Genomic DNA, 17,337 nt, shown 5'->3' on the forward strand with positions numbered 1-17,337 from the left:
GCCCTTGGGCCGGATCTGCAACGCGGTGCGCGACAATCCGGAGCGCGTCGAGTTCATCGGCTACGATCCGCATGTGGTGCGCTATCTCGCCTACATGTTCGCGGGCTTCTTCGCCGGCATCGCCGGCGGGCTGACCGCGATCAATTTCGAGATCGCCAACTCCGCCTATCTCGGCGCGACGCAATCGGGCCTCGTGCTGTTCTCCGCCTTCATCGGCGGCACCGCCTATTTCTTCGGCCCGATCCTCGGCGCCATCCTCGTGACCTATCTGCAACTCGGGTTGACCAGCGTCACCTCAGTCTGGCAGCTCTATTTCGGCGTCATCTTCATTGGCATCGTGATGTTCGCGCCGGGCGGCATCGCCGGCATCCTGATGAAGCACCGTCCGCTGATCCGCGCCGGCACGCTCGGCACCGTGATCCCGTCCTATCTGGTCGCGGCGATCCCGACGCTGGCGTTTGCGCTCGGCATCATCCTGACGATCGAAACCGTCGCGCGCTTCTCGGGCGGCGACGTCATCAACCTGCTCGGCATCCCCTTCGTCGCCACCGCGCCGACGACCTGGGCGGCCGCCGCGGTTCTGGTGGTCGGCGGCTTCCTGGTCGCGCGCATCACCTGGCGGCGCGTCGCGGAAGCCTGGGACCGCGCCGCGACGGTGGCCCGTGATCGGGGGTATCTCGCATGACCGCTGCCATCCAAGTCAACGCCGTCGAGAAGAGCTTCGGCAATGTCCAGATCATCCGCGACCTCAACTTGAGCGTCGCCAAGGGCGAACGTCACGCCATCATCGGCCCGAACGGCGCTGGCAAGTCGACGACGTTCAACCTGATCAGCGGCCACATCAAGCCGACCTCGGGCGAGATCCGCCTCAACGGCGAGGTGACCTCGGGCCTGCGGCCGTTCGAGATCAACCGGCGCGGGCTGTCGCGCTCGTTCCAGGTCACCAACGTGTTCGCCCGCATGACGGTGTGGGAGAATGTCCGCTGCGCCGTGCTGTGGGCGACCGGTCACCGCTATGCGTTCTGGAAGAACGTCGACAGCCTGCCCGAGGTGAAGCAGCGCACCGCGCAGATCCTCGACGACATCCATCTCAGCCATCGCCGCGACGTGCCGGCGGGCTTGCTCACCTATGCCGAGCAGCGCGAGCTCGAGATCGGCATCACCATCGCCGGCGGCGCCAGCGTCATCATGCTGGACGAGCCGACCGCGGGCATGAGCCATGCCGAGACGGAACGCGCCGTCGCGCTGATCCGCCGCCTCACCGAGGGCCGCACGCTCGTCATCGTCGAGCACGACATGAGCGTGGTGTTCGGCCTCGCCGACCGCATCTCGGTTTTGGTCTACGGCCACATCATCGCCTCCGGCACGCCGGAGGAAATCCGCGGCAACCCGAAGGTCAAGGAAGCCTATCTCGGCGAGGAGGTCGACTGATGCTCGAGGTCAGGAATCTTCACGCCTATTACGGCAAGAGCCACATTCTGCAGGGCGTCGATCTCGACATCGCGGCCGGCGAGGTGGTGAGTCTGCTCGGCCGCAACGGCGTCGGCCGCTCGACCACCGTCAAGGCGATCATGGGCGAGGTGCCGCCGCAGGGCACCATCCGCTTCAAGGGCCAGGACATCGCAGGCCTGCCGAGCCACAAGATCGCCCGCCTCGGGCTCGGCTATGTGCCCGAGCATCGCGACATCTTCCCGAGCCTGACGGTGCGCCAGAACCTGATCCTCGGCATCAAGGACCCGCGTCGTCCCGGCAAGTGGCGACTGCAGGAGATGCTCGACATGTTCCCCAATCTCGCCCGCCGCGCCGACACGCCGGCCGGCGTGCTGTCGGGCGGCGAGAAGCAGATGCTGACCACCTGCCGGACATTGCTTGGCGACCCCGAGCTGATGATGATCGACGAGCCGACCGAAGGCTTGGCGCCGCTGATCGTGCAGCAGGTCGGCGAGCTGATCGCGCGGATCGCGAAAGCCGGCGTCGCCATCCTCCTGGTCGAGCAGAAGCTGTCGATCGCGATGAAGATCTCGAACCGGGTCTACATCATGGGCCACGGCCGCGTCGTGTTCGAAGGCACGCCCGAGCAACTCAAGAACAACGCCGCCATCCGCGAGGAATGGCTCGAGGTGTGAGGCAGACGGCCTCAAGAATCCGCGAACATCGGCTGTTGGACTAGGCAGACGCCTCTTTCTCGATCAGAGTCGCGCGGCTCCACTTGATCCCTTGCGTCCGAACCGAACGCCGCGCGGTGAATCGCCGAAGCGAGCCCGGAACAAGCGGTTGAAATGCGAGACGTCCGAGAACCCCACCTCCAGCGCGATATCGGAGATTCGCTGACGGCCGGCATCGGACCCCGTGAGCAGCTGGAACGCCCGTTGCAGACGCAACTCATTGAGGCGCTCGGTGAACGATGATCCCGACGACGCCATCAGGCGCTGCAGATAGCGGGGCGAGATGCCCTGCCCGCGTGCGACGGTTTGAACGCTAAGTCCGGGCTCCTCGAAGTGGAGGGCGATGTAGTCGAGCGCTGCATTCTGCCGCGCAGCTACGACGGCGCTCGCACTGCTCTCGCCCAACGCAGGACACTCGTCGAGTGCGAGCGCGACGAGATCATGGATGTGGTGCACGACCGTCTCACGAAGTCCGGGAGCGCTCAGGGCTCCCGTCTTGAACACCGACTTCAGATATGCCGTGAACAAGCGGAATGCTTCCGTTTGGTGCCAGATCGGCCGCATGGCCAAGTCTTCCACATCCGTCACACGCTGCGCAAGCGCCACGCGCGGCACGGCCAGGCCGAATTGCAGTCCTTCGACATAAGTCACGCTGACGGGCTCGGAATGCAGAATTGCGATCGCATCGGTGCCGCGAAGCTCAACGTCCTCGCCGCGCTGCGACAGCCGACTTCTCGCGGACGAGCAGAAGATGACACCGATGGAGTCATCGCCATCGGCAAGGTTCGCTCGCAAGCGCGCGAAACGCATGGACGTGCCCTTCAGCGCGAGCGTCCGCAAACCCTGAACCGCGTGCAGCGACGCATCGGCCTGGAACGGAACGTCCGATAGAGGTTCGATATCGGCGTGCACGATGCATCGTGCAAAGTGCTCGCGCCACAGCGGGACCCGGATACGCTCCGGATGGTCGCGCGTCGAAAATCGATACGATGAAAAATCGGCTGCGTCCGTAGCCATGGGGACCTCCAGCCTTCACAAAACATCAGAACGAAATGCTGCGGCACACCGCAGCCAGTATCTGCATTTTGCAATTCACGCACCGACCTACGCTCGATCCGTGCGCACGAGTCCAAGAAGCCACGCTACCGGTCTGCTAGTCTCACTTGCCTGTGATTGATGCTGATGTGAACTGGTTCACTCGGTGATCAGGATATTCCGGATATAATATTTGTGAAAGTCGCAGCCATATTTCTCCTTTAAGAGGAGACGATCGCGACGGCTCTATTTATAATTGCTGCCATCGGATTGAGTTTGGATATTCCTAGCAACGTGGAAAGCGAAAATCAGCTTTACGAACTTGCTGGCGATCGATGGAACTCAAGGAACTGCGCGCAGGCAAGTATTTTGAAATCGGATTTATTTTGCTGCCATAGCGACATCGCTGGCAGAGTTTAACGGACATAAAGCATCCCCGGCACCGCTTTTTGCCGCCGGTTGAAATGGTCGAAATCTGTCACGTGGGAAGTTAACCTCAGTGATCAAGAAGGCGTTCGATCATGCCCACCATATTCGACATGCTTTATCATGAATACTGTCGCGCCCGCCTCGCCGAGATGCGGAAGCAGCTTTTGATACCGGTCATCGGCGAAATCATGCAGACGCCGTCGGAAGACAGCGATCCTGCCGGCCCCCGTGATTGCGACTGGCCGACGAAAACGTCGCCGACCCTCGGGTAGCCGGAGCACCACATAATCCCAAGAGTTGACCGGAGGCTGGACCAGCACGCGCGCCTCGGAGCATCCGAGCGCCCCATGGGCCATTGCCCGATGAGGCCGTGTGCGCACGCCGGACAGATCGACAAATGCATGATCGAACACATAGCTCGAAGCGATTGATCGGCGAAACTCCGCCGGAGTTCAGATCGACCGGCCGCGACCCGCGCATCGATATCTGTCGCGGCATCGCGTTATGGTGGATCTTTCTCGATCACATCCCGAACAACGTCGGAAGCTGGCTGACGCTGCGCAACTACGGCTTCTGCGATGCCGCCGAGATATTCATGTTCATCTCCGGCGTTACCTGCGCGCTTGCTTATGGCAGGGCGTATCAGCGCGAGGGCTGGAGGCACATGATCGGCCGTTCGCTGCGGCGGGGTTGGGACATCTATGCCGCTTTCCTGCTGTTGACGCTCGCCTGCGCCATCATCGTCTACCTCGCAGGCAGCGACCCCCTTGCCGACGCGAGCAATACGCGGATTCTACTCGAGCATCCCGGCGCGACGCTCGCGCATGCCGCGGTCCTGCAATACCGTCCGGTCAACACCGATGTCTTGCCGGTCTTTGTGATCTGTCACATCTTGTTCGCACCGCTGTTGTGGCTGCTGCTGCGCGCACCAAACGTGACGCTCGGCCTTTCGTTATCGCTCTACGCACTGGTGCACGTCTTCGGATGGCGGGTTCCTGCCTGGCCCGATAACGCCTGGTTCTTCAATCCGCTGGCCTGGCAGCTCCTGATCGTGCTGGGCGCATGGTATGTCATCGAGGGACAGAAGATCCGAGAGTGGCTGATGTCGCGCCCTGCCCTGGTTCTGTCCATTCTCTATCTGGCGTTCAGCCTGGTCCTTGCATTGGGCCAGAACAGCAAGCCGCCGCTCCCGCAGACCCTGACAAATCTGCTGTTTCCATTGGACAAATCGAACCTGAGTCCGTTGCGACTGCTGCACTTCCTGGCTCTCGCGATCGTGGCGTTGCAGCTCGTTCCCCAGGGTTGGCGAGGACTATCGGCGCCGCTGCTGCGCAGCGCGAGAAGCTGTGGCGAACACTCGCTACCGATCTTTTGTCTCGGCGTGCTGCTGGCGCTCGTTAGCAAATTCGATCTGTTCGACGTTTCGAACAACCCTTCGATTCAGATCGCGCTCAGCATTGCGGGCGTTCTGATGATGATCGTGTTCGCGATGCTCCTGAACGCCCTCGGAACCAGGGGTGACCGACAGTCCCCGGTGAACGCAGCCGATCGAGACATCCCCTCCGCCGGTACGAACTGGGAAGTTCAGATGGCGCACGCAGGACCGCTGTTGGTCCGCCTCAGAACCCGCGCAACATCCGCATCTGCGCCACCGCCGTGAGCTGAGTGGACGTTACGCCTCGATGCGCACCGTCCTAACCTGGCCGGAGCAACGCCACGACGTCGCCGGCGCGCAACGTCTGGCCGGGCTTGACCGGCACCGAGGCGATCCGGCCTGCCGCCGGCGAGAGCACCGAGATCTCCATCTTCATGGATTCGATAATGGCAAGCACATCGCCGGCGGCAACCGCGGCGCCCTCCTCGACCAGGATCTTCCAGATATTGCCGGGTACCTCGGAGAACGCTCCGACCTGGCCATCGGGAATGCCCGTCGTGACGGCGCTCGCATCAAGCGTCTCCGTCGGCGCGTCGTCGAGCTTCATCTCGCGCCAACGCTGACGCTCCGCGTCGAACGCGGCCTGCTGGGTCGCCTTGAACGCGGCAATTGAGGGCTGCACCTCCGCCAGTCGTTTCGCATAGTCGGCGTAGGAGAACTCGCCCTGCTCGATCCTGATGTCGTATTGCCCGTGCGGGAATGCGGCGCGCGCGTCCAAGAGTTCGTCGGCATCGACCGGGAAGAAGCGGATCTTGTCGAAGAACCGCAGCAGCCAGGGATGGCCGGGCTCGAACACTTTCGTCGTGCGCCAGCTGTTCCAGACCTGGATGGTGCGGCCGAACAGCTGGTAGCCGCCCGGCCCTTCCATGCCGTAGATGCACATATAGGCGCCGCCGATCCCGACCGCGTTTTCCGGCGTCCAGGTCCGCGCCGGGTTGTACTTCGTGGTCACGAGGCGATGCCGCGGATCCAGCGGGGTTGCCACCGGCGCACCGAGATAGACGTCGCCGAGGCCGAGCACGAAATAATCTGCGTCGAACACGATGCGGCGGACCTCGTCCTCGCTGCCGAGGCCATTGATGCGCCGGATGAACTCGACGTTCGACGGACACCACGGCGCATCCGCGCGCACCAGTTCCTGATATTTGCGCATCGCGAGCTCGGCCTGCGGATCGCGCCATGACAGCGGCAGATGCACGGTGCGGCTCGGCACCTGCATCGCGTCGACATCAGGCAATTCGCGCTCGATCCGCCTGAGCGCGTCGAGCAGTTTTCCGCGCGACAGCGCCGTGCCGTCATAGTGGATCTGGAGCGAGCGGATGCCGGGCGTCAGCTCGATCAGGCCGCCGAGCTTTGCCTCCTCCAGCGCTTGCGCCAGCACATGCACGCGCAGCCGCAGCGCGATGTCGAGCTCCATCGGACCATATTCGACCAGGAGATTGTCGTCGCCGGCGCGGCGGTACACCACCGGGATCGGGCCGTCCTCGTTACGGCCGACGATGGCCGAGCCGAGCTCGGGCGCACGCAGCACCGCGGGCCCGGCAACCGGATCGTCGCGTTTCACCGGAACGAAGCGAACGGTGTCGCCGGGCCGGAGCTGGCCAACCTTCCAGAGCTCGTCGCGCGCGACGACGGCCGGACAGACGAAGCCGCCGAGGCTCGGGCCGTCGGGCCCGAGAACGATCGGCATGTCGCCGGTGAAGTCGATCGAGCCGACCGCATAGGCATTGTCGTGGATGTTCGACGGATGCAGCCCGGCCTCGCCGCCGTCGCTCCGCGCCCAGCGCGGCTTCGGCCCGATCAGCCGCACCCCGGTACGGGCGCTGTTGAAGTGCACCTCATAGCTCGACGCAAACAGCGTCTCGATGTCCTCGTCGAGAAAAAAATCCGGCGCGCCATGCGGGCCATAGACCACGCCGATCTGCCACGCCGATGTGAGCTGCGGCTGTTCGTCCGCTGTTGCGTGTCGCGGCGCTGCAAGGCCCGATGCCTCAGCACCGATATGCAGCACATCACCGGCCTTCAGCGAGCCCGTCGCATGACCGCCGAACGCGCCGAGCGCGAACACGGCGCGCGATCCGAGGACCTCGGGCACGTCAATGCCACCGCGCACGGCGAGATAGCTGCGCTGACCCGGGCCCTTGATGCTGCCGATGACCAGCGTCTGGCCGGCACGCACCGCAACCGGCTCGTCGTAGGCCACCTCGGTGCCGTCGAGCGATGCCTTCATGCGCGCGCCCGAGAGCGCGACGATTGCATCGGAGTTGAAGCGCAGGGTCGGCCCGTTGACGGTCAGCTCCAGCGCGGTCGTGACTTCCGGATTGCCCACCACACGGTTGGCAAGCCGAAACGACCGCTCGTCCATCGGGCCGCTCGGCGGCACACCGACATGCCAGAGATGCAGCCGGCCGGGCAATTCCTGCACCCCGCTCTGCGCGCCGGGCGCAACGACGTCGATGGTGCGGGGTCGATAAGCGAATTCGCCGAGCACGCTGGTCGCCACCTGCCCGCTGCGGAACACGTCGGAGGCGGCGATCGCACGCAGATAATCGAGATTGGTCTCGATGCCGGCGACGACCGTCTCATCCAGCGCCTGAGTCAGCTTTGCGATCGCGGCCTCGCGCGTCTCGGCGGCAACGATGATCTTGGCCAGCATCGGATCGTAGAACGGCGTCACCTCTGTGCCGGTCTCGATCCAGCCGTCGATCCGCGCGTCGGGCGAGAACGTCACCTGCGTCAGCCGGCCCGCGCTCGGGCGAAAGCCGGCGCCCGGATTCTCGGCATAGAGCCGCACCTCGATCGCCGCGCCCCTGGGCGCCAGCGAACCGGCTTGGCCCAGCACATCCTCGCCGGCCGCCTGCCGGATCATCCACTCGACGAGATCGACGCCAGTGACCTGCTCGGTGACGGGATGTTCGACCTGGAGACGAGTGTTGACCTCGAGGAAGTAGAAATCCTCGCGCTCGACGTCGTAGATGAACTCTACGGTGCCGGCGGACTCGTAGGCGACCGCCTTGCCGAGCGCCACCGCGGCCGCGTGCAGCCGCTGCCTGATGCCGGCGGAAAGACCCGTCGCGGGCGTCTCCTCAAAAACCTTCTGGTTGCGGCGCTGCAGCGAGCAGTCGCGCTCGCCGAGTGCGACCACGTCGCCCTTGCCATTGCCGAAGATCTGCACCTCGATGTGGCGGGCCCGGGCGACGAACCGCTCGAGATAGACCCGGGCATCGCCAAAACTCGCCCGCGCCGTGCGCTGCACGGATTCGAAGCGCTCGCGCAGCGTCACCATGTCGTGGCAGAGCTGCATGCCGATGCCGCCGCCGCCCGCCGTGCTCTTCAACATCACCGGAAAGCCGATCGCTTCCGCCTGCTGCACTGCCTCGTCGATGGTCTCCAAAAGGCCTGAGCCCGGCAGCAGCGGCACGCCGCTGCGCTCGGCGATCTCACGTGCCTTGTGCTTGAGGCCGAAGGCGTCGAGATGCTCCGGCCGCGGCCCGATGAACCTGATGCCATGCTCGGCGAGCCGCTCAGCGAAGCGGCGGTTCTCCGACAGGAAGCCGTAGCCGGGATGCACCGCCTGCGCGCCCGTCGCAAGACACGCCGCCATGATGGCATCGACGTTGAGATAGCTCTCGGCGGCCGGCGCCGGACCAACGCGCACCGCCTCGTCGGCCGCGAGCACGGGCCGAGTGAAGCGGTCGGCGTCGGAATAGACCGCGACCGAAGCGATGCCCATTTGGCGCAATGTTCTGCCGATCCGCCCGGCGATCTCGCCGCGGTTGGCAATCAGGACCTTGCTGAACATGCCTCACGCCTCCGGCTCGAAGATCGTGACCTGAACCGGCGTCGGGAAGAAGCCGTTGCAGGGGTTGTTGATCTGCGGGCAGTTCGAGATCAGGCACAGCACGTCCATCTCGGCGACCAGCTCGATGGCGTCGCCGGGCTTGGAGACGCCGTCGACCACGGTGAAATTGCCGACGGGATCGATCGGCACGTTCATGAAGAAGTTCAAATTCGGCACGATGTCGCGCTTCGACAGGCCGTATTTCGCGGCTTCCAGCACGAAATTCTCGCGGCAGGCGTGCTGGTAGCGGGTCTGGTGCCCGAACCGCACCGTGTTGCTCTCGCAGGAGCAGGCGCCGGCGGAGGTGTCATGCAGGCCGCAACTGTCGGCGGTGACGCGCAGCATCACGCGGCCTTCGTTGGACATGATCTTGGTGCCGAGCCCGACATAGGCCGAGCCCTGTGCGCGCAGCGTATCCTGGCCGCTGTAGCGCTCACCGAAATCGTCGGCGCGATAGAACAGCGTATCTACCGCCTGCTGGCCATGGCTATCGGTGATCCGCAGGGTCTGGCCCTTGCGGATGATGGCCGACCACGGCTTGCGCGCGGGAATTTCGATGTCGAGGACGACGCGGCCGCGCGTCTGAACGGATTGCGTGGTCATCGCACGGCTCCTTCCAGAGCTTCGCCGAAATACAGCGCATTGTTCTCATAGGCGCGAACCGCCTCCGCGGTCGCGGTGCGGCAAAGATCGTCCGCCGCCGGCGCATCGGCGCGGTAGCGCACGATCTCCACGCTCGCCTGCGGATAGGTCGCAGCCGGATCGAGTGGATGCGGGCAATTCGACAGCGCGATCAGCAGATCCATTTCCGCGCGCAGCTCGACGAAGTCGCCCTTCTCGCGCCGCCCCTCCGACCAGACGAACCTGCCGTCTGCGTCGATCGCGACCGGCGCGAAGAAGCTGACGCAGGGATGCGCGTCGCGACGATCGAGCCCAAGCTTCATCGCAGCCAGGATGAAATTATCGCGCGTGTTGCGGAAACTCCCATCGCCGTATTTCGCCTGGTTGGTCGCCGCCGTCGAGCCGCCGACCACCGCATCATGCGCAGCGCTGGTATCCTCGGTGATGCCGAGCAGCGCGCGGCCCATATCCGACAGCAGCACGCGTCCCTTCTGCAGCCGCGCCGCCCACTGCACCTTGATGGTGTCGGCGTGGTTGAGCCGCTCGGTGGTGTCAGCGCTGTTCCAGGCGAGCAGGCTGACGGTGGACGTCCCCGATGTGTTGACGATGCGCAGCGCCTCGCCGCGGTTCAGCCGTGTGGTCCAGTACCAGCCGGCCGGAATCACCTCACGATGGATGATTGAATCGGCGGCGATCGGCGCAACGTCGCGCGAGGTCGGTGACGGCAACGCACGCGGCGCATGCTCCTGCCCCGCCGCCTTCAGCTCATTGTAGCGTCGGGTGTACGCCGCGACCTCGGCCTTCTGTTCCTCTGTGAGGATCATGGTTGCTCCTTCAAGACGAGAGCGCCGGGCCGTCCCGGCTGATGCTCCTTGCCTGACCGGGTCGTCCCGGCCGGAGCTGGTTGAGCTGACGACCGCAGCTCAGCGCTGCGGCGCGGGAAAATCTCGAGGTCGCGCGACACCGTGGCGCCGTAGCGCTCGCGCTCCTCGGGCCGGTTGCGCGAGCGCTCCAACGCGATCACGCGCGTGGCGAGCCCGAACGCCTCGCTGAGATCATGCGTCACCATCACGACGGTGAGATGGGTCTCGTTCCACAGCCGTTTCATCAGCAGATGGATGTCGGCGCGGATGCCCGGATCGAGCGCGCCGAACGGCTCGTCGAGCAGCAGGATCTTTGGGCCGCGCATGATCGCCTGCGCCAGTGCGAGGCGCTGCTGCATGCCGCCTGACAGCGCGGATGGATATTTGCTTTCCTGACCGGCGAGCCCCACCTCCGCGAGCAGCTTCATCGCCTCGTCGGCGGCGGCGCGCCGCGCGGCGCCGAACAGGCGGCCGGTGAACCTGGCGTCGCGCAGCTCGCGGCCGAGCATGACGTTCTGCAGCACCGTGAGATGCGGAAACACCGAGTAGCGCTGAAACACCACGCCGCGGTCGGCATCCGGCTCGGCGGGCAACGGCTTGCCGTCGACCAGGATCTGGCCGCGGCTCGGCTGCTCCTCGCCGAGCAGCATGCGGAGCAGCGTGGTCTTGCCACAGCCGGACGGGCCGACCAGCGCAATGAAAGCGCGTGGCTCGACCTCCATCGTGATGCGCTCGAGCACGATGTGATCGCCATATTCCTTCCAGACGTCGTCGAACCGGATCGCGCTCATTCCGCCCTCACCGAGGCAAACCAGGGGAACGCCTTGCGTTGCAGGACGCGCAGGCCGACATCGATCAGAAACGCCAGCAGCGTGATCCAGGCGACGTAGGGGATGATGACGTCCATCGCGAGATAGCGCCGCACCAGGAATATCCGGTAGCCGAGCCCGGAATCGGAGGCGATCGCCTCGGCCGCGATCAGGAACAGCCACGCCGGACCGAGTTGCAGGCGCAGCACGTCGATCAGCCGCGGCAGGGTTTGCGGCATCGCGACGCGCAACGCGATCTGCCAGGTCGAGGCGCCGAGCGTCTGTGCCTTGACGATCTGCTCGCGCGGCAGCTCCTGCACCTTCATGGCGAGATCGCGGATCATGCAGGGCAGCGTCCCGATCACGATCAGCGCGATCTTCGAGTTCTCCCCTAACCCCATCACGATGAACAGGATCGGCAACAATGCCAGCGGCGGCACCATCGACGTCACAGACACGAACGGCCCGAGCAAGGCATTGGCGCCCGGCAACAGCCCGATCACGATGCCGAGGACCAGCGCCGCCGCCGTCGAGATCGCCAGCGCAGAGCCCAATCGCCCCAGGCTCGCGACGGTGTCGGAGGCCATCAGATAGCCGCCGGTGCGCGGGTCGACCTCGAACGCCATCTGCTTGACCGCCTGCACCATGCTCGGCAGCGCCGGCAGCAGCTTGTCGTTCGGGTTTTGCGCGAGCCGCGCGCTGGAGCCGGCGAAGTAGGCGATTGCGACCAACAGGAACGGCAGCGCGAGCAGATAGAATCGCGTCTGCCGTCCCGGCCGTATGTTCACAAGTCGCATCGTCGGCTCCTACGTGAGGCGTCGTGCTACGGTCAGAGCTTGCCTTTGGCGGCTTCGTCCATGTAGGTCGGGTCGAAGCGCAGCTTGACGTTCGCCTTGTCGCCCAGCACCGACTTGTCGGCGAGCTCGATGCCGACGGCGTCGGCTGATTTCGCGCCCTTGCCGAGCAGATCCTTTTCGAACAGGAACTTGCGGACGCGATCCATGGTCGCTCCGACAGTCTTGCTGCGCGTGAAAGCCTCGGCGTCGGTTGCCTTGTCGAACAGTTTGGTGGTCGAGAGCTGGCTGTCGAAGCCGGCGAGGTCTGTGCCTGAGGCCTTGGCCATCGCCTCCTTGGCGTCCTTGGCGGCGGGATCGTTCGCGGTCATTTTCGACAGCGTCTCGTACCAGATGCCGACCAGCGCCTTGGCGAAATCCGGATTGTCCTTGGCGACCGCGGTGTTCACCACCATCAGGTCCATGATCTCGCCGGGGATCTGCGAGGAGTCGAACACCTTCTTGGCATCGGGCGAGCCGAGGATTTCGGTCACGATCGGATTCCAGGTCACGACGGCATTGACATCAGGCGTCTTGTAGGCGGCCGCGATGTCGGCATCTGACGTGTTGACGACCTTGACGTCCTTCTCGCTGAGCTTGCTGGTCTCGAGCGCGCGTGCCAGCAGATAATGCGACACCGAGAACTCGACCAGATTGACCGTCTGGCCCTTGATCGCGGCGAGGTCGGACTTGTTTTTCAGGATCACGGCGTCATTGCCGTTGGAGAAGTCGCCCATCACGACCGCTGTCGTGTCGACGCCGCCGGCCGCCGGAATCGACAGCGCATCCATGTTGGTGATGGTGACGGCGTCATAGCCGCCGGCGGTGTACTGGTTGATCGATTCGACGTAGTCGTTGAACTGCTTGACCTCGATCGTGATGCCGTATTTGTCGGCCCACTTCTTGACGATGCCGGTGTCGGCCGCATAGCCCCACGGCATCCATCCGACATAGATCGACCAGGCGACCTTGAAGCTTTTCTTCGGCGCGGCGTCGGCCGCGGGCGCGGCCGCGAGCACGACCGCGCAGCCGATAACAACAGAGCGAAGGAATAAAGAGAACTTGTTCATTGCCGATCCCTCTTGCGAAACTTCACAAAAAGGGACTGGCGAAAAGACCATCGCTCCGCCAATCCCTTGGCTAACGAGGTCTCCCGGGCTTTTATCCCGCCGTGCACCTGCGGGGATGTCTCCCCCGCAAGCGGCTGCTCTCGGACCAGCATCTTGCCTAGCAAGATCGGAACCCTAGCGGCCAACTCAACGCCTTTGATGCACGAGCCGTGCCACAGAGCCGGCGTTTGAATCTCATGAGATTTTCCGGTGCGCTCGGCTTGGCGGCGCAAGCGCACTGCTCAAAAACTGCGCAGGCCTGCTCAGAATTGGCTCTGTCCTCTCGCCACCCGCGCTCGCAGGATCGCGATGGACAGTGTCGAGGGGGAAGTCGATGCGCAAGCTTCTGAGCGTTCTGTGCGCCGGCCTCTGGCGCGGGCTGCACGGCCGGTTCGGCCTGGTGCCGACGTCAGACGTCGGCGGCGCAAGGCGATAATAGGACCGGTCAGGTCTTCACCGTATTGACCGCGACGCTGTCCTTGTAGGCCGGCCGGGCGGTGACGCGGTCGAGATAGGGCGTCGCGACATCGCAGACCCCGACGCCGTAATCGATCGCCCACACCAGACAGGTCGTCAGCAGGATGTCCGCGCTGGTGAACTGATCGCCCATCAGATATCTGCGGCCGTCGGACAGCGCCACTTCCACGTGCCTGAGTTGCTGGCGGAAATATTCCGCGGCCTTGCCGACCACGTCGGGCGCGTGGCCGTAGATATGCGCAAGACCCTGGAGGCCGTGGCGGCGCATCACGTAAAGGCTGGTCGAGTCCAGTTCGGCGACGATGAAGAAGCACCATTCCAGCCACCGCGCGAAATCGCGGGCTTCGACCGGCACCAACGAGAAATCGGGATTGGAATAGGTGCGCGACAGATAGGCGACGATCGCTGCGCTCTCCCCGATCGTGAAGTCGCCGTCCTGCAGCAGCGGTATCTTCTGGCGCGGGTTAAGGAGAGTGTATTCCGGCGTCTTGGTTTCGCCCGAACGCGGCAGGATCGGCCTGCAGCGATAATCCAGCCCGAGTTCGTGCAACGCCCAATGGGCTCGGATCGTCCGCGATGTCCCCACGCCCCACAGCGTCAGCGTCTCCGGCATGGCATCACCATTTCTCGACCGATGGCCGCAGATCGAGCTCATGGCTCCAGCCGTCGCGGCTTTGCTGGTGCACGAACCAGTAGGCCTCGGCGATCGAGGATGTCTTCGTCAGCGAATCCGGCGCGATCTCGGATGCGTCGATCCCCCTGTCGGCCATCCGCTGGTGAATGGCTGGGCTATCGACCCCGGCATCGATCAGGAGGTGGGCAACATGGATGTTCTTCGGCCCGAGCTCGCGCGCCATCGCCTGCGCCACCGCGCGCAAGCCGAACTTCGCGGACGCGAACGCGGCAAAGCCGCTGCCGCCACGCACGCTCGCCGTCGCGCCGGTGAACAGCATGGTGCCGCGGCCATGCCGCAGCATGTGCCGCGTCGCCTCGCGTCCGACCAGGAATCCGGCCATGCAGGCGAGCTCCCAGGCCTTGAAGAACAGTTTCTCGCTGGTCTCGTGCAGGTCTTTCTTCACGTTCGAGCCGGCATTGAACAGGCAGACCTCGATCGGCCCGATCTCGCGTTCGACCCGCTCGCACAGCTCCTGCACTTCGGTCTCGCGCCGCGCGTCGACCGCGAACGCATGCACCTTGCACCCGGCGCGGGTCAGTTCCTCCACCAGCGCGCTGGATTTCGCCGGATCGCGCCGCGCGATGCAGACGGAGTAACCGCCGGCGGCGAACCGCCGCGCGACCGCAGCGCCGATTGCATCGCCCGCACCAACCAGCAAGGCAGTCTTGTTCGTCTCGGCCATAGGACATCTCCCACCGACGGCAGTTCTTCAGTTCAACAATGCTGACGTTGCGCGGCGCGGCCGTTCAGATCGCGCGCACGGCCTTCTGCGCGATCATCGCTTCGATGGCGGCGTCGCCGTAGCCGAGGTCGCGCAGCACCTGCCTCGTGTGCTGGCCGATGCGCGGCGCCGGGCCGCCGATCGCCGCAGTATCGACCTCGAAGCGCGCCGCGGGCTTCGGCTGCCGCACGATGCCGACCCCGGGCTGCTCCAGTTCGGCAATCAGCCCGCGGGCGACCACCTGCTCGTTGGTGATGATCTCGCCGCGCCGCAGGATCGGCGCGCACGGCACGTCGGCCGCATCGAGCCGCGCCAGCCATTCGGCGGTGGTATGCTTGCCGATATAGTCCTGCATCTTGTTGATGCGCGCCGTCGCATTGACCGAGCGCGACGCCGGGGTCGCGAAGCGTTCATCGGCGGCAAGCTCGGGATCGCCGGTGGCCTTGCAGAAACCCTGCCATTCGGAATCGGAGATCGTCCCGCAGGTGAGATAGCCGTCCGAAGTCTGGAACACGAGATCGGGACGATCGTTCGGATCCGACGCGGTCTGCTCGCGGCCGACCACCGTGTATTGCATCATGCTTTCCGGCCAGAGATAGGCGATCATCGCATCGAGCATCGCCACCTGGATGTGCTGGCCGCGGCCGGATTTCTCGCGGGCATACAGCGCCGCCGTGATCGCCTGTGCGGCATAGACCGCCGTCGTCTTGTCGGCGACGATGGTCCGGATCATCTGCGGACGGTTGGTGACGGGCTGCGCCTGCACATCGCAGAAGCCCGACAGCGCTTGCACGATGGGGTCATAGACGCGCTTCTTGGCATATGGCCCGTCTTCGCCGACGCCGCTGATCGAGACATAGATCAGCCGCGGGTTGTTCTTGCGCACCTCGTCCGGGCCGAGCCCGAGACGTTCCATCGTGCCAGGCCGGAAATTCTGCACCAGCACGTCGGCCTCTCGAACCAGCTTGCCCAGCACGTCGCGGCCGGCATCGGTCTTCATGTCGATCGAGAGCGAGCGCTTGCCGCGGTTCGACGAGATGAACAGCGCCGAGAACTCGCCGGTCTTGTCGACATTGGCTCGGCTGCGGCGGGTGATGTCACCGCCAATCGGCTCGACCTTCAGCACATCCGCGCCCTGGTCGGCGAGAAACATCGTCGCGAACGGACCGGAGACGACGCCGGTCAGATCAAGTACCCGAACTCCCGCCAATGGCCCTGACATGCGTTGTTTCCTTCTCTCCGATGCGCGGACGCGACCCATTCTCGAGCGCAATCCCGGCTTACGACGGCGCAGCCACAGACGCTTGCGGGAAAACGCCGCGACTTGCGGAAAAGTGCCGAACTCAGGCCCGGCGCCGTTGCCGGAATACCGACGGGCTCATGCCCGTGGCCTGCCTGAACGCCGACGAGAAATGCTGGGCGTGGCTGAAGCCCGACGCCAGCGCGATGCTGGTCACGCTCTCGTCGGTCTCGCCGAGGCTTCGCTTGGCCGCTGCAATGCGCAGGCCGAGCACATAGCGATGCGGGCTGGTGCCCGTGCTCTCCTGGAACGCACGCAGGAAATGCCGCTTGCTCAAGCCGGCAACATCCGACAGCGCCGACAACGAAATCGTCTCGCCGAGGTTTGCGCGGACGAACTCCTCGATCCTCCGTAGTTTCAGCGCCGGTAGTCCGCCGCGGGCCAGCGGCTTCACCGGTTCCACGCCGCGCGACAGCCGCGCCAGATGGGCCAGCGCCTGGCTGGCCCAGCCCTCGGCGAACAGGTCGAACAAATTGTCGGGCGTGGCGGCCTCCTGGCTGAGCTCGGCGAGACCGCGGGAGAGCTGGTCATGGCCGAACGCAATCGCCGGCCGTTCGATCAGGCCGTTGAGGCGGCTTTGCACAAACAGCGGATCGAGGAAGACGACGACATAGTCGAATGCCGGTCCGACCGACCATTCCCCCTCGATCTCGGTGCCGGCGGGGAATAGCGCGAGATTTGCTGTTTCGGAAAACTCATATTCAACCGGTCGGCCATTGATCGTGGCCTGCAACCGCGAGCAGCCGTTGCGGAACCAGAACAGGGTCAGCTCGGGCTGGCGGAAGTGCCAGTTCATGCGGGGCCGGGAGGTCCGGCTGAGCAGCTCGACCCTGATCGGCTCTGACTTGGCAATGACGGAGGACACGAGCTCCCCGCCGACGTGGCGGACAAACCGCTCCGGACGCGCTTCCTCCATGGGACATCTCCGCCGCGTTTGGCACGGATGGTAAGTTCCAAATCAGAATTGACTATCCGACGGCGGAAATCCAGCCCCTTTGATAGCTGATCGCCAAGATGTTAGCG

The 17,337-nt window shown here is 64.7% G+C and carries 16 protein-coding genes and 1 riboswitch; of the genes, 5 read left to right on the forward strand and 11 right to left on the reverse strand.

The features are described 5' to 3' along the window. The 3 genes from QMZ05_RS29595 to QMZ05_RS29605 form a co-directional block, all read left to right on the forward strand. The coding region (locus tag QMZ05_RS29595; protein WP_353703969.1) for a branched-chain amino acid ABC transporter permease at positions 1-685 on the forward strand (685 nt) is incomplete at its 5' end. Beyond that, positions 682-1,431, forward strand: a complete 750-nt coding sequence (locus tag QMZ05_RS29600) for an ABC transporter ATP-binding protein (protein ID WP_050423451.1) — start codon at positions 682-684, stop codon at positions 1,429-1,431. The genes QMZ05_RS29595 and QMZ05_RS29600, both read left to right, overlap by 4 nt. Next, positions 1,431-2,126 (forward strand): ABC transporter ATP-binding protein, encoded by a 696-nt coding sequence (locus QMZ05_RS29605; RefSeq protein ID WP_021078467.1) that lies wholly within the window; start codon positions 1,431-1,433, stop codon positions 2,124-2,126. The genes QMZ05_RS29600 and QMZ05_RS29605 overlap by 1 nt, the downstream gene beginning before the upstream one ends. Before the next feature lie 63 nt (positions 2,127-2,189). Here the strand turns inward: QMZ05_RS29605 and QMZ05_RS29610 are convergent, their stop codons facing one another. After that, entirely contained in the window at positions 2,190-3,182 is a 993-nt protein-coding gene (locus QMZ05_RS29610) for an AraC family transcriptional regulator (protein ID WP_353703970.1), read from the reverse strand. A gap of 539 nt (positions 3,183-3,721) precedes the next feature. On the opposite strand from QMZ05_RS29610, the gene QMZ05_RS29615 reads away from it, so the two are divergent. Together QMZ05_RS29615 and opgC are read left to right on the forward strand one after the other, a co-directional pair. Continuing rightward, positions 3,722-3,901: a hypothetical protein gene (locus QMZ05_RS29615; protein WP_050423453.1), complete on the forward strand. Its 180-nt coding sequence runs from the start codon at positions 3,722-3,724 to the stop codon at positions 3,899-3,901. A 155-nt stretch (positions 3,902-4,056) separates the two neighbouring features. Continuing rightward, on the forward strand, positions 4,057-5,289 hold the full coding sequence (gene opgC, locus QMZ05_RS29620; protein WP_353703971.1) for an OpgC domain-containing protein: 1,233 nt from the start codon (positions 4,057-4,059) through the stop codon (positions 5,287-5,289). Between the two features lie 34 nt (positions 5,290-5,323). Here the strand turns inward: opgC and uca are convergent, their stop codons facing one another. The 10 genes from uca to QMZ05_RS29670 all read right to left on the reverse strand — a co-directional run bounded on the left by uca (position 5,324) and on the right by QMZ05_RS29670 (position 17,230). After that, positions 5,324-8,866 carry an urea carboxylase gene (gene uca / locus QMZ05_RS29625; protein ID WP_353703972.1) on the reverse strand — a complete coding sequence of 1,181 codons (3,543 nt, stop codon included), beginning with the start codon at positions 8,864-8,866 and terminating at the stop codon, positions 5,324-5,326. A 3-nt stretch (positions 8,867-8,869) separates the two neighbouring features. Next, on the reverse strand, positions 8,870-9,508 hold the full coding sequence (locus QMZ05_RS29630; RefSeq protein ID WP_353703973.1) for an urea amidolyase associated protein UAAP2: 639 nt from the start codon (positions 9,506-9,508) through the stop codon (positions 8,870-8,872). Further along, the gene (locus QMZ05_RS29635; RefSeq protein ID WP_353703974.1) at positions 9,505-10,350 is read right to left on the reverse strand and encodes an urea amidolyase associated protein UAAP1; all 846 of its coding nucleotides are present in this window, start codon (positions 10,348-10,350) and stop codon (positions 9,505-9,507) included. Before QMZ05_RS29635 ends, QMZ05_RS29630 begins: the two co-directional genes overlap by 4 nt. Further along, entirely contained in the window at positions 10,347-11,180 is an 834-nt protein-coding gene (locus QMZ05_RS29640) for an ABC transporter ATP-binding protein (protein ID WP_353703975.1), read from the reverse strand. Before QMZ05_RS29640 ends, QMZ05_RS29635 begins: the two co-directional genes overlap by 4 nt. Further along, positions 11,177-11,995, reverse strand: coding sequence for an ABC transporter permease (locus QMZ05_RS29645; RefSeq protein ID WP_353703976.1), 819 nt, complete (start codon positions 11,993-11,995; stop codon positions 11,177-11,179). The genes QMZ05_RS29640 and QMZ05_RS29645 overlap by 4 nt, the downstream gene beginning before the upstream one ends. 32 nt (positions 11,996-12,027) lie before the next feature. Beyond that, on the reverse strand, positions 12,028-13,101 hold the full coding sequence (locus QMZ05_RS29650) for a putative urea ABC transporter substrate-binding protein (RefSeq protein WP_353703977.1): 1,074 nt from the start codon (positions 13,099-13,101) through the stop codon (positions 12,028-12,030). A gap of 78 nt (positions 13,102-13,179) precedes the next feature. Further along, positions 13,180-13,290: riboswitch (guanidine-I (ykkC/yxkD leader) on the reverse strand. Positions 13,291-13,585: 295 nt separating this feature from the next. Continuing rightward, positions 13,586-14,230: a glutathione S-transferase family protein gene (locus tag QMZ05_RS29655; protein WP_353703978.1), complete on the reverse strand. Its 645-nt coding sequence runs from the start codon at positions 14,228-14,230 to the stop codon at positions 13,586-13,588. A gap of 4 nt (positions 14,231-14,234) precedes the next feature. Next, positions 14,235-14,975, reverse strand: a complete 741-nt coding sequence (locus QMZ05_RS29660) for an SDR family NAD(P)-dependent oxidoreductase (RefSeq protein ID WP_353703979.1) — start codon at positions 14,973-14,975, stop codon at positions 14,235-14,237. Positions 14,976-15,039: 64 nt separating this feature from the next. After that, positions 15,040-16,236 (reverse strand): CaiB/BaiF CoA-transferase family protein, encoded by a 1,197-nt coding sequence (locus tag QMZ05_RS29665; protein WP_353703980.1) that lies wholly within the window; start codon positions 16,234-16,236, stop codon positions 15,040-15,042. Between the two features lie 121 nt (positions 16,237-16,357). Further along, complete coding sequence (locus tag QMZ05_RS29670) at positions 16,358-17,230, reverse strand: AraC family transcriptional regulator (protein ID WP_353703981.1); 873 nt, start codon at positions 17,228-17,230, stop codon at positions 16,358-16,360. Between the last annotated feature and the right edge of the window lie 107 nt (positions 17,231-17,337).

The sequence above is a fragment of the Bradyrhizobium sp. INPA03-11B genome, from assembly GCF_040446015.1.
GTDB lineage: Bacteria > Pseudomonadota > Alphaproteobacteria > Rhizobiales > Xanthobacteraceae > Bradyrhizobium > Bradyrhizobium macuxiense_A.